The organism is Rahnella ecdela (assembly GCF_019049625.1).
Classification (GTDB): Bacteria; Pseudomonadota; Gammaproteobacteria; order Enterobacterales; family Enterobacteriaceae; genus Rahnella; species Rahnella ecdela.
Genome location: NZ_JAFMOY010000118.1, coordinates 92,948 through 105,908, shown reverse-complemented (window position 1 = coordinate 105,908; position 12,961 = coordinate 92,948). Strand labels below are relative to the sequence as shown.

Sequence of the window (12,961 nt, the reverse complement as noted above, 5' to 3'; positions counted from 1 at the left end):
GGCTGTGGGCAAAAAGTCGCGCCGCTATAGTTGGCTGAAAGAATATGACTCACTGGCATTGCAGCAGGCCGTAATTAACCTCGATACAGCGTTTGGGAATTTTTTCAAGAAACGTGCTCACTTCCCCTCTTTCAAGAGTAAACAAGGCAAGCAATCGAGCTACCACCCGAACGGTAAGGTGTTAACTGACGCTATCCAACTCCCTAAAATGAAACCCGTCAGGGCAAACATTCACAGGGAGATAGTCGGAAAGGTTTCCAGTATTACGATCAGTCGCAATGCGACGGGCAAATACTTTGCCTCAATTCTGTGCGACGACGGACAGGAAGCGCCAGAAAAGCCGAGCCTTATTACCTGTGTAACCGGCTACGATATGGGGTTATCGCACTACCTGATCCCCTCAAGCGGCGATAAAGTAAATAACCCCCGGCATCTGATAAACGCGAGTCGTAACCTGCGGCGCAAACAGAAGGCACTATCCCGGAAAAAACGGGGTAGCGCTAACCGTAGTAAGGCGCGTTTACTGCTGGCCGCAGTACATGAGCGGGTAGCCAATGCCCGCGCTGATTTTCAGCACAAACTCTCTCGTGCAATTGTTGACGAAAACCAAGCGGTAATTGTAGAGACGCTAAAATCAGCAAATATGATGAAGAACCCCTGTCTCGCTCGTGCTATTGGTGACGCAGCCTGGGAGGGTTTCATTATGAAAGTGGAATATAAAGCCGCAGCCGAAGGTGTTCATCTGGTCAAGCTAAATCAATGGTTTGCCAGTTCGAAAACCTGTCATTGTTGCGGTCACAAAATGGCTGATATGCCGCTACATAAACGCATATGGCAATGCCCAACCTGTAATACTGAACATGACCGAGACATAAACGCGGCGATGAACATACAGAATAAAGGCATAACAGAACTTATGGCGGCGGGACTCGTCGTTACTGCCCATCGAGGCCAGTGTAAGTCCGTCATAAAGGCGGTTGCAGCCTAAGAAGTGGGAAGCCTCGCCGTTTACGGCGGGGAGCAGTCACCCGTCGCTTCCTTTTCACATCTGCAATACTATTTATCCTGATTCAGCGCTTCGCCTTATCCCGCCTCGGTCTGACCGCAATATCTGTAATTTGCGTGTCGTCACTGGCGTCGATCACCAGACGTACTGCCGCAGCCACTGATTTCGGCGTGCTGTATTCGCGCGGGTCGATGGCTTCAAAGTTGCCCTGACTTTCGCGAGTTTTGCGATTCATCGGCGTATCTGTCGGGCCGGGCGCGACGGTGGAAACACGCACGCCGTGTTCGCTTTCTTCCTGCCGCAGCGCGTGGGCGAGGGCGCTGAGGGCAAATTTTGACGCGCAATACACCGTGTTTCCGCCATCGGCTTTGGTACCGGATCCTGAACCGATAAACACCACCTGACCTTCCTGTTTTCTCAGCGCCGGTAATGCCAGTCTCGTGAATTCAGCGGGGGCAAACACGTTAATGGAAAACTGCTGCTGCCAGTCCTCTGGCGTTGCATTTTCAAGACGTAACGGTTTGGAAATGGCCGCCGAATGCACCAGCACATCAATCGCCGGTATTTCACCGACAAACCGCGCAATGGTGTCAAAATCATGCAGGTTAATTTCAACAGCATCGACATTTTCAATCAGCCGCAGCGCAATCAGGCTGTCTTTATTACGCCCGAGCGCATAAACGCGATGGTCGCGCGCCAGATTGTGGACAACCGCCAGTCCGATACCGCTGGTACCGCCGGTGACCACTGCAACAGGGAGTGAACTCATGATGTTTTCCTTAGGTTTTTTCATCAAGTTATCAGCTTTGCGCAGGGCGAACGACTGCGTTTATTGGATTAGCTTTTGCACGGAGTGGAATAGTCATGCTGTTTTTTGGAATAATAAAAAAAGGGATTAATTCTTTATTTATCCCGCCGCTTACATCCTGACTAAATCGGTAAATAAACTGTGGGAAGAGGCCCTAATGCGAGTTGAGAATACTGGCGGAGAATATATGCGCGAAGAAAATTCCTAAAAAATCGGAATAGGCACCCAATTGTTATTAATTTCCCCAATATTTTGTCTTACCAAAAGCTGCATTCTTATCATGCTCAGATTATCTTGTGCTGATTGCTGTCATTTTTATGTGAATTTTCATGATTTTTTTCATGTTTAACGGCTTGCTATAGAGCAAAAATCTTAACAAATGGGTTATTCAACTTAATATAGCGCAGCCTGAGTAGTTGTTAGTATATTGATCTGGCGGGAGCAAGGGTTGCTCTCAGAGTCAGGGCGAAAATATCGCTTAATAACGACGCCATCAATATCTCAAGGACTTACAATGTTTAACACTAAAAATAAAACGCTGGTTATTGCTTTATCTGCCCTTATTTCAGCTTCTGCTTTCGCAGCTGATGATCCGACGCCACCGGCGGGTGCCGATAATGGTTCCGGACGTATTCATTTCACCGGAACCGTGATTAATGCACCTTGCTCTGTCGCGGCAGGGGATGAAGACATTAATGTGAATATGGGACAGGTAGCGAATAAAGTGCTGGAAAGCGGCAGCAAATATTCGCAAAACGTGAACTACACGATTCACCTGCAAGACTGCGACCTGGCGGCCCAAACCGTGGGTACTGTGGGTTATCCTGCAGTTTCTAAAGTCGCGGTGTCTTTTACCGGCACACCTGACAGCAGTGCAACTGAACTGCTGGCGAATACCGGCAGTGCCAAGGGTGCGGGCATCCGCCTGATTGACGCTAACGGCGATTTGCTGAAAGTCGGTGATACCTCTAAAGATATTGATCTGGTGACGGGTAATAATAATCTGGTCTTTGCTGCGCGTGTGGAAGCCAATACTCAGCCTGTTGCCACCGGTACTCTTGTTTCTCAGGCAACTTACGCCCTGAATTATAAATAAACGTCCGCTATCACTTGGGGGGAGTATTTCCCCCTTTTTATCTTTGCCAGTACCGGGGTTTTCGATTTATTACCATAAACAAGTGATTTTATTATGGCAGTTGCGATGGAAAGGATTTTCACAGGGAAACGGGCAGTTACCGGCGTTGTTTTATTTTTATCAGGATGTTGTATTTCAGTCAGAATTTTCGCAGTGGAATTTAACGTTAACTTTATTGATTCCGCCGACCGTAATAATGTCGATTTATCGCGTTTTCAGGTGGCTGATTATATCGCACCCGGCGAATACCTGCTGGATGTGGTACTCAATGGCCGCACGCTCGGCGATCAAAGCCTGATTAAGTATTATGCCTCACAAGATAATAAAAACAGCCGCCTTTGTCTGCCGCCCGCGCTGGTGGATAAATTCGATCTGACGAAGGATGCCCGCCAAAAGCTGACGCTCTGGCATCACGGCGAATGTACCTCATTAGACCGGCAACCAGAAGTCACCGCCCGCTATGACCAGGAAAAACAAACGCTGAACATTAGCATTCCGCAGGCGTGGCTGTTTTTTCACGACCAGAACTGGGTGCCGCCTTCACAGTGGGATAACGGCGTGAACGGCGCGTTGCTCGATTACAACCTGCTTGGCAGCAAATACATGCCGCATTCTGGCGACAGCACCACCAGTTTCAGCAGCTACGGCACCACCGGTTTTAACCTCGGGCCGTGGCGTGCCCGTGCGGATTATCAGTATTCATCGTCGCGTACCTCCGGCACACCGGCCAGCGATCAATTCACCTGGACGCAGAGCTATTTGTATCGCGCTTTACCGTCGATGGGGGCACGACTGACGGGCGGACAAACTTATCTGAGTTCTGACATTTTCGATTCTTTCCGCTTTCTTGGCGCTTCACTGAACAGTGACCAGCGCATGTTACCGCCTTCGTTACGCGGTTATGCGCCACAGGTCACCGGCATCGCCAAAACCAACGCGAAAGTGAGCATCAGCCAGAACGGTCGAGTGATTTATCAGACCAATGTGTCGCCGGGGCCGTTCGTGGTTCAGGATTTAACCGAAGCGGTTCAGGGCGCGCTGGACGTGAAAATAGAGGAAGAAAACGGCAGCGTCACGACCTATCAGGTGACCACCGCGACTATTCCGTTTCTGACCCGCAAAGGCCAGGTGCGCTTCAAAACGGCGATGGGTAAACCGACCACCGGCAGCAGTCATCACGTTTTGCAGCCCGGTTTTTACAGTGGCGAAATGTCGTGGGGCGCGCTGAATGATTTCTCGGTATATGGCGGCCTGATTGCCACAACCGGCAACTATCAGGCGCAGGCGGTCGGTGTCGGACAAAACCTGCAAAAGCTCGGCGCGGTGTCTTTTGATGTCACACGATCTTCGGCGACCGTGCCGGTGGCGGGTGAGCAAACCGGCCTGAGTTACCGCGCCAACTATTCCAAACGTTTCGACTCCACCGGTAGCCAGATAACCTTTGCCGGATACCGTTTCTCGGAAAAAACCTTCATGTCTTTCAGCCAGTATCTCGACAAGATGAACGGCGAGGGTTATTCGCGCGACGATAAACAAACCTACACCGTTACCGCTAACCAGTATCTGCCGTGGCCGGCTATCACCTTGTATCTGTCAGCGACGCACAAAATCTACTGGAACGAGAGTGCCAGTAACAACTACAGCGCGTCGGTGAGCAAGATTTTCGACATCGGGCGCTTTACCGGCATTTCCGCGACGTTCTCCGCCAGCAAACTGAATTACCGCAGAACCGATGAAAACCAGATGTTTTTGTCGCTGAGTCTGCCGCTGTCTTCCGGGCAGCAAATCAGTTACGACGCGCAGCAGGACTCGCAAAACGGTTTCTCGCAAACGGCGTCCTATTACAATAGTCAGGATCCAAATAACAGCTGGCGCGTGGGCGTGGGGGGAAGCAGTCCGGATCTGCAAAAAGGCCAGGGTGTGTTCCGCACGAACTACCAGCACATGTCACCTTACGGGCAGTTCGGGGCTAACGGCAGCGTGAAAAATAACGATTACCGCTCGGTGAATGCTAACTGGTACGGCTCGATGACCGCCACCGCGGCGGGTGCGGCGCTGCATCAGAGCAGCGCGGGCAACGAGCCGCGCATGATGTTATCAACGGGCGTAAAGGGGATCCCGGTCAGCGACGGCGCATCAGTCACCAACGATTACGGGATCGCGGTGGTCAACGGTGTGTCGAGCTACCAGACCTCTGATATTCGCGTGGATGTGAATAATTTGCCGGACGACATAGAAGTTTACGGCTCGGTGGTCAGTAAAACGCTGACCGAAGGGGCGATTGGTTTTCGCAAAATGCGCGCGATCAAAGGCGAACGTCTGATGGCGGTGATCCGTCTGAAAGACGGCAGTCATCCGCCGCTCGGTGCGGCCGTCACCGACAACAGCTCAGGTTTTGAAGCGGGACTTGTCGGCGACGGCGGACTGGCGTATCTGGCCGGAGTGTCCGGCGAAAAATCTCTGACCGTGCACTGGGGCGAAGGGCAGCAATGTCAGATTCAGGTGCCGTCAGACCCCGGCGCCCGCGCCGGACAAATTTTGCTACCGTGCAGCTAATGAAAACTGAAAACCAATCATACAAATTTTACGAGGAAAGGAAGTCCTGATGCACAAACTCATTTCATACTGCGCACTCATGCTGATGGCTGGCGCGGCGTATCCGGTTTATGCCGCCATCAATCTTGACCGGACGCGCGTCATTTTTAACGGCAGCGATAAATCCGTCAGCGTGTTGCTGGAAAACCAGAGCAAACAACTGCCCTATCTGGCGCAGGTCTGGCTGGAAGACACGCAGGGCGAAAAGATCACTTCGCCGCTGGTGGCCTTGCCGCCGATGCAGCGCATCGAAGCCGGACAGAAAAGTCAGATCCGCATCCTGCAATTGCCGCAAGCCGCCACTCTGCCGAAAGACCGTGAATCGCTGTTTTACTTTAACGTGCGCGAAGTGCCTCCAAAGAGTGACATGTCAAACGTCATCCAGGTGGCGATCCAGAGCCGTGTGAAGCTGTTTTACCGCCCTGTGGCATTACAAGATCAGCTAAAGGAAAACTGGCAGGAGCAGCTTGAAGTTTTCGGTCTCAGTGACGGACTAAAACTGACCAATCCCACGCCGTTTTACATCACCGTCGGCTATCTGGGTAAAGATAATAAAGGCAATTTTGCGGGTTTTGATAGCGTAATGCTGGCACCGTTTACCTCTGAAAATCTCACCGGCAGCCGGTATGTGAGTCATCAGTACAGCCTCGGTTATATGGATGATTACGGAGGTTTGCAGGTGAACGAATATTCCTGCCAGACCGCGCATTGTCAGCTTGTGCCAAAAAATCCTCAGGCGAAGAGGTTGTGATGGTTGAACTGATTCGGTTTTTAAGCGGACGAATGACAGTCCTTTTTATCATGCTGTTATTTTCCCGCAGCGCGCTGGCGCTGGACTGCGTGGAGAAGGGTACCGGAATTGTCGACAAACTGCCGATCCCGGTCGGGCAACTCGCTATTCCGGCGAATGTGCCACCGGGCACCAAAGTCTGGGAATCCAACGACATCACCGTGACCGCGTATTGTGACAACGTGCTGGGCAGTAGCATTGACGTGGTGCATTTCTATTTTAATCCCAAATCACAGTCGATTGGTGAAGGGTTGAGGCTGGGCGTCAGTTATAACGGGCAGGAGCTGGAGCAGGATCAGCAGCGCGCAAGTACCAACAGCCCACCGATTCAGCGGGGTGGAAGTGTGACGCTGGACGTCACATTCCGTCTGTATATCAAGGTTACCGGCACTCCGCCTTCCGCCGGATATTATCTGGGCGCGGATCAGTTCACGGTATTTCAGCTCGACGGCAGCGGCAGTGTCAACAACACGCCGGGGGCAAAAAACCTCAAATACAATCTGTCGGGTTTACAAGGGGTGCGTTTTCTGGCCTGCGGTTCAGATCTGAAAGTGTATCCGGAATCGCAGATTTTAAATTTTGGCGAAATTCAGAGCACAATGCTTTCCCGCTCGGCGGGCGTCTCGCTGCCGTTTGCTATCCGGGCTGTGAAGCAAGGCTGTCTGGATAACTTCTCGCTACAGGCGGAATTTTCAACCGCCAGTCCGCTGCTGGATAACACGGCGATTGATCTCGCTAACGGTGCGAAACTGATGTTATTTAACGAGCAGCAACAGGCTATTGCGTTCAACCGCTACGATGACTTTGCTCAGCTGAATAATGTGAATGAAGTGACCAAAAACTTTACGGCAAGAGTGAGCGCCATTCCCGGAAGAGAGCTATCGCTCGGGCAGTTTGAAGCGTCGGTGATCGTAAAAATTAACTATTACTGACGGCTTTCCAGCAACGTCACCTGTGAGGATAAGCCTGGATGCAATGGATACTGGCTCAGTTGCAGGGGATTAATTGAGATACGCACCGGAATTCGCTGCACATCATAAATCCAGTTCGTCGCGCCGTTTTTGGCTGACAGTGCGGCCAGCGCGGTATCTGTGTCCAGATTGATCCCTTCAATCTGGCCGTCTAATACGACTTTTCTGCCATTAAACTCAGTCACGATGGACGCCTTCTTGCCGATAAGCAGGTCAGAAAGTTGCGTCGCTTTAAAACTGGCGGTCACCCACATCTGATCGTCGGGCACGATGGTCATCAGCATTTGTCCGGCGCTGACGCCCACGCCCGCATGCACATTGTGCCGGGCGACATAACCGGTCACCGGACTGCGCACTTCGGTACGCATCAGTGCCAGACTGGCTTGCTGAAATTCTTCGGTGGCCTGCGAAACCATCTGTTGCTGAGCCGTATCAGAAGCGTCAAGTAATTGCTGATCCTTCCGGTAGGCAGCAATCGCTTCATCCAGCGCTCTCTGGCTGCTGCTGACGGCTCTGAGGGTCTGTTGCAAATCCTGTTTTGAAATTGTCACCGCGCCTTTTGACTGGATCCGGCGATGATACCCGCTCAGCGCCTGCTGGTACGCCATCTGGGCTTTCAGGATGCGGGTATTATTCTTTTCATCGGTGGCATAACGGACCTGCGTTTTTTTGACTGATTCTGACAGTGTATTCTCAGCCTGCATATAAAGGTGCCGGGCTTCAGTGTCGTCCAAACGTACCAGCAAATCCCCTTTTTGCACCCGGCCGGTGACGGGCGCGAAAACCTGAGCCACCCGGCCACTGATTTGTGCGGCAAGCGTTATTTCATTGCCGGTGATATAAGCATCGCGGGTGCTGGGCATAGCAGAAAAATTAAAATGCCCCCCGGTGGTGAAAATAAAGCACGAGATAAAAATAAATATTCTGATAAGTAATCGTGTTTTATTTCTTGTCTGAAGGGGCAGCGAAATGCGATGTGTTTTTGCATCGTGCCGTAGTTTCATGAAAAATCTTAATTCGCCTTTCCGTGGGAAATAGAAATCCTCACGCGTTCCGAGCACTTAACAAGCCGTGAGGTCATGTCAGTCAGCAGGGGCGTGTAAATATGATCCGTGTTTAAAATATCGAATAAGACTAATCTCCGCTGTCTGATAAATACAGCGGACACGTCGGAAAATTTTGCAGGTGATATCCTACACGTGAAGTCCTTGGGGAATTTTTAGAATTGATCAGTACTATTTTTCTTAACGCCAATGGCAATGGTATTAGGGAGGCTGTAGACTTAATATGAACTCCGTTTCCGGCAAAGAAGAATGCTATAGCATGAGTAAAACGAATAAATTAAACGCTGTCATTGTGGACGATCATCCCCTGGCGCGTATGGCGATTAAAAATTTGCTGGAAAGCGAAGGCATTACCGTGGTCGCAGAAGCCGGAGATGGCGCGCAGGCGCTGCTGCTGGTGGAAGAACACTATCCGGATCTGGTGATCGTGGACGTGGATATTCCGGTGATGAGCGGTATCGAAGTAGTGGAGAAACTCAGGAAACAAGCCTTTAGCCGTATTATTATTGTGGTTTCTGCCAAGAACGATCTGTTTTATGGCAAGCGTAGTGCCGATGCCGGGGCGAATGCTTTTATCAGTAAGAAAGAGGGCATGACCAATATTATTGCCGCCGTTAATGCTTCACTGAATGGTTACAGTTACTTCCCGTTATCATTACATGCTTTTATGGGCAGTTTGTCCTCCGAGCAGGAAATGTTGCAATCGCTTTCCAGTCAGGAAATCAAAGTGATGCGCTATATTCTCGGTGGTGCGGATAATATGAAAATCGCCTCAGAAATGTTTATCAGTAATAAAACAGTCAGTACCTATAAAAGCCGCTTGATGGAAAAGCTGAATTGTAAATCGCTGATGGATTTGTTCTCTTTTGCGCAGCGCAATAAAATTGGGTAAAAGCATGATAATCAGGGTAATAGCGTTGTGGTTTGCCATTTTGTCGGTGATATATCCGGCTCAGGCCGCAACGCCCGAACCTGCAACGCTGACGCTGTCCAGCGATTATGACGTTTTTACCCCGGCACTTCCGTTAAACCATTACGATTTATTATGGCTTGCTGCCAAGCGTACGCTGAACATTGGCGTTTATGGCACAGAAATCCCGCCGCTGAGCCTGAATTCCTCCACCGGCCGTTACCGGGGAATGAACGCGGATTACCTGCGGTTGCTGGAAAATTCTTTGCAGGTCAGTGTCGTCATTAAACATTATAACGACGAAGCGCAGGCGCTGGCCGCGCTGAAAGACGGCAATATCGACACCATTCTGACTTCACCCTCCGGCAACGTTGATCTGACCGCGCCGTTCGTTGTCTCGCTCCCGCTGGTTCGTGCGTTTCCGACGTTAGTCACCCGGCAGGCCGATGTGATGAACCCGCTGTCCGATGATAAGGACGAAGTGCGGGTAGCTATCCGGCGAGGATATCCTTCCGAACAATTTATCAGAATTGCGTTCCCGAAGGCTCAAATCACCGCGTATGACGATAACTATCTGGCGCTGGCTTCTGTCGCCAATAAACAAAATGACTACTTCTTTGGTAATAACCTGACGTCGAGTTTTATTCTGGCTCGCGATTTTTATCAGTCGCTGCAAATGGTGAAATTCTGGCGTGAGCCGCAAACCGGCAATCACTTTATTGTTCTGGATAATCAGTCGCAACTGCGCGGCATTCTCGACACCTTTATCAGTTCCCTGAGCGAACAGACGCATAAACAGGTGGCGCAGTCGTGGGTGGATACCGGCAACGTGTCGTTTCTGAATAAAGCGATGAAATTCACGCCTCGCGAAGAACGCTGGATTGCCAAACATCCGGTGCTGAATGTGCTGATCAACCCGTATTACGCGCCGCTCAGCATGATGGACGACAATCAGGAAATCCGGGGGCTGCTCGGAGATATTCTCAATCTGATCCAACTCCAGACCGGGTTAACGTTCAAGCCGGTCATCGCCAATTCCAACAGCGACATGGTCAATATCATGCGCAAAGGTGGCTGGGATCTGGTGCCGACCGCCACTTACAGCGTCGAGCGCGAAGAAGATATGTTATTCACCCACCCGTTTATCGCCACGCCTTTTGTGCTTGTGACACGGGCCTCCAGCGATCAGCCGGATATTCTGATGCCCGGCGATAAAGTGGCGATCCCCGCTTATCATCCGCTGAGTGAAAAGCTTAAAAAGAAATATCCCGGCGTGACCTGGGTGATTGCCGAAAACACCAGCACGGCGCTGAGTAAACTGATGCTCGGGGATGTGGACGCGGTGGTTTCCACCCAGCTCGCCTCACGGTTTATCATCGACCATTATTATCCGGAAAAGATGACCTACACCCGCATCCCCGACGAGCCTTCGGCGCAGATTGCCTTTGCTATCCCGCGCGGTTCACTGGAGTTGCAGAGTATTTTGAACAAGGCGTTGGATGATATTCCGCCGAAAGAAATTCTCAATGTTGCAGGCAAATGGGTGAAAGCGCCGGACGTCAAAATCGGCACCTGGAATCTGTACAACCGCCCATTTTATCTGGTGGTCGGGCTGGCGGCGTTACTGGTGATCAGCAGCCTGTTGTGGGGAGTCTATTTGCTGCGCGCCATCAGCCGTGGCAAAGCGTCGCAGGCCGCGCTGAGCTATCAACTGATTTTGCGCCAGACTTTATCCAACGCCATTCCGGTGCCGGTGTATGTCATTACGCCGGAAGGTGAGTTAGAAAGTTATAACAGCGCATTCGGCGAGTTTTTCACGCCACAATTGCGTGAAAATATGCGCCATTCGCTGTACGACCGGCGTAGCCCTCTGGCGGATATTTTCCCTGATGTGCAGCAGGACATTCAGCAAGGGCTGGTGCCGGACACCGTCATCACTCATCAGCTGGTGCTCAATAACGGTCAGGAAGACCGGCTGATCCTGCACTGGCTGACCTCGTGCCAGATGCCGGAAAACATGCCAGCGACGCTGATTTGCGGCTGGCAGGACATCACGGAATCCCGGCAACTGATGAAAGCGTTGCAGGTCGAAAAAGACAAAGCCATTGACGCCAGTCAGGCGAAAAGCCGGTTCCTGGCGGATATGAGTCATGAGATCCGCACGCCTGTCAGTTCGATCATGGGATTTCTTGAGCTGCTGACCACCCGCAAGCAAAGCCCGGAAGAAGCCCGCGAGGCGATTGAACTGGCCTACAGTACGGCGCAGACGCTGATAGGGCTTATCGGTGATGTGCTGGACATGGAAAAAATCGAATCCGGCAACTTTACGCTGGTACCTGAATGGGTAGATCTGGGGGGGCTCGTCCACGCGACGGTGGCGAATTTCGAAGGGCTGGCGCGTCAGAAACATCTCGGGTTGACGGTCGATTGTCGCCTGGAAGAAGGGAAAACGCTATGGCTGGATCCGCAGGCTTTCAAACAGGTACTGTCTAATCTGGTCAGTAATGCCGTCAAATTCACCACGCAGGGCGGGATTGAAGTGATGGCACATACGCAGGCGCTGGGCGAGGAGCGGGTTTACCTGTCAATGAGCGTGCGCGATACCGGCGCCGGGATCAGCGAGCAGGAACAGCAGCAATTATTTAAGCCGTTCAGCCAGACTGCCGTGGGTAAACGCAGCGTTGGATCCGGGCTCGGGCTGGTGATTTGCCGCGAAATGGTCGAGAGAATGTCCGGGCAAATCAGCCTTGTCAGCCAGCCGGATGCGGGCACGACCATGACGGTCACGCTGGTGACGCGTACTTCTGACCATGCGCCAGGCGTTTTGTTGCTGGCTGAACAGGAAGCAGTGCTTCCTGCTGCATTAAGGATTGTGATTGCCGAGGATAACCCGACGAATCGTCTGTTGTTGCGCCGTCAGCTGGATATGCTCGGTTATCATGTGGATGAAGCCGAAGACGGTTTGCAGGCGCTGAATCTGATCCAAAGGCAGGATTACGATTTGCTGATCACTGATCTGAATATGCCGAATATGGACGGCATTACGCTCACGCAAAAGGTGCGGGAAACCAATCAGCAGATCATTATCTGGGGTTTAACCGCTAATGCGCAGACCGATGAGAAAGAAGGTTGTCTGGCGGCGGGCATGAATCTTTGCCTGTTTAAACCTATTGATCTGCAACAGTTAAAAGCGGCGTTAAGCGGTGTGCATATGTTCGCAGATACCCGCCCGCTGGAAGAGTTTGTTGATATGCCGACACTTGGAGCGCACAGCCTGGGCGACAAAAAGCTGATGTGTCAGATGCTGGAACAGTCGCGCATCGAAAATGACAAAGATCTCGCGGGGGCCTTGCAGGCGCTGGAACGCCAGGACCGGGATGTACTGCGACACCATCTGCACCGGATCAACGGCACGATGCAGCTGCTGGGCGCGACAAAGTTGCATTTGCTGGCGGAAAAGTTAGAAGACGTGCTGGCTACCGGGCAACAGGGTTTACAAATAGAAGCCGCAATAGAAGAAGGTACCGCGCAGCTTAAACAGCAAATCATGGCATTCAGCGCTGCCATCGAAACGTATTCAAAATCCACCCGGCATTAATATTGTGTTTTACCCCGCTAAGCCATTCTCCGGAATGGCTTTATTTTTATCCGCCGGTGTGATAAATATTTATTTAAGCGGACT

The 12,961-nt window shown here is 51.5% G+C and carries 9 protein-coding genes; 7 read left to right on the top strand and 2 right to left on the bottom strand.

Annotation, left to right across the window (positions count from 1 at the left end; all coding sequences use genetic code 11):
- Positions 1-988 (top strand): RNA-guided endonuclease TnpB family protein (locus tag J1784_RS07870; protein ID WP_217148720.1); only part of this gene is annotated, 988 nt, incomplete at its 5' end.
- 82 nt (positions 989-1,070) lie between these two features.
- On the opposite strand, the gene J1784_RS07865 is transcribed toward J1784_RS07870, so the two are convergent.
- On the bottom strand, positions 1,071-1,775 hold the full coding sequence (locus J1784_RS07865) for an SDR family oxidoreductase (RefSeq protein WP_217148719.1): 705 nt from the start codon (positions 1,773-1,775) through the stop codon (positions 1,071-1,073).
- A gap of 553 nt (positions 1,776-2,328) precedes the next feature.
- Here J1784_RS07865 and J1784_RS07860 point away from each other — a divergent pair.
- The 4 genes from J1784_RS07860 to J1784_RS07845 all read left to right on the top strand — a co-directional run bounded on the left by J1784_RS07860 (position 2,329) and on the right by J1784_RS07845 (position 7,266).
- Positions 2,329-2,910, top strand: coding sequence for a fimbrial protein (locus J1784_RS07860; protein ID WP_217148718.1), 582 nt, complete (start codon positions 2,329-2,331; stop codon positions 2,908-2,910).
- Positions 2,911-3,102: 192 nt separating this feature from the next.
- A complete protein-coding gene (locus J1784_RS07855) occupies positions 3,103-5,505 on the top strand; it encodes a fimbria/pilus outer membrane usher protein (RefSeq protein ID WP_338019901.1) in 2,403 nt (800 codons plus the stop codon).
- Positions 5,506-5,584: 79 nt separating this feature from the next.
- Positions 5,585-6,295 (top strand): fimbrial biogenesis chaperone, encoded by a 711-nt coding sequence (locus tag J1784_RS07850; RefSeq protein WP_238485447.1) that lies wholly within the window; start codon positions 5,585-5,587, stop codon positions 6,293-6,295.
- Complete coding sequence (locus tag J1784_RS07845; RefSeq protein WP_217148717.1) at positions 6,295-7,266, top strand: fimbrial protein; 972 nt, start codon at positions 6,295-6,297, stop codon at positions 7,264-7,266. The genes J1784_RS07850 and J1784_RS07845 overlap by 1 nt, the downstream gene beginning before the upstream one ends.
- On the opposite strand, the gene J1784_RS07840 is transcribed toward J1784_RS07845, so the two are convergent.
- A complete protein-coding gene (locus tag J1784_RS07840; RefSeq protein ID WP_217148716.1) occupies positions 7,260-8,168 on the bottom strand; it encodes an HlyD/EmrA/EmrK family protein in 909 nt (302 codons plus the stop codon). The genes J1784_RS07845 and J1784_RS07840 overlap by 7 nt on opposite strands.
- 460 nt (positions 8,169-8,628) lie before the next feature.
- Between J1784_RS07840 and evgA the strand changes: the two genes are divergently transcribed.
- Complete coding sequence (evgA, locus tag J1784_RS07835; RefSeq protein WP_113877684.1) at positions 8,629-9,261, top strand: acid-sensing system DNA-binding response regulator EvgA; 633 nt, start codon at positions 8,629-8,631, stop codon at positions 9,259-9,261.
- Between the two features lie 4 nt (positions 9,262-9,265).
- Positions 9,266-12,877, top strand: coding sequence for a response regulator (locus J1784_RS07830; protein WP_217148715.1), 3,612 nt, complete (start codon positions 9,266-9,268; stop codon positions 12,875-12,877).
- The last annotated feature ends 84 nt before the right edge of the window (positions 12,878-12,961 follow it).

What these genes read in the sequence shown, in the direction of transcription:
- evgA (WP_113877684.1), top strand. Translation starts at nt 8,629, where the DNA reads ATGAGTAAAACGAATAAATTAAACGCTGTCATTGTGGACGATCATCCC.
- J1784_RS07840 (WP_217148716.1), bottom strand. Translation starts at nt 8,168, where the DNA reads ATGCCCAGCACCCGCGATGCTTATATCACCGGCAATGAAATAACGCTT.
- J1784_RS07850 (WP_238485447.1), top strand. Translation starts at nt 5,585, where the DNA reads ATGCTGATGGCTGGCGCGGCGTATCCGGTTTATGCCGCCATCAATCTT.
- J1784_RS07865 (WP_217148719.1), bottom strand. Translation starts at nt 1,775, where the DNA reads ATGAGTTCACTCCCTGTTGCAGTGGTCACCGGCGGTACCAGCGGTATC.
- J1784_RS07845 (WP_217148717.1), top strand. Translation starts at nt 6,295, where the DNA reads ATGGTTGAACTGATTCGGTTTTTAAGCGGACGAATGACAGTCCTTTTT.
- J1784_RS07830 (WP_217148715.1), top strand. Translation starts at nt 9,266, where the DNA reads ATGATAATCAGGGTAATAGCGTTGTGGTTTGCCATTTTGTCGGTGATA.
- J1784_RS07860 (WP_217148718.1), top strand. Translation starts at nt 2,329, where the DNA reads ATGTTTAACACTAAAAATAAAACGCTGGTTATTGCTTTATCTGCCCTT.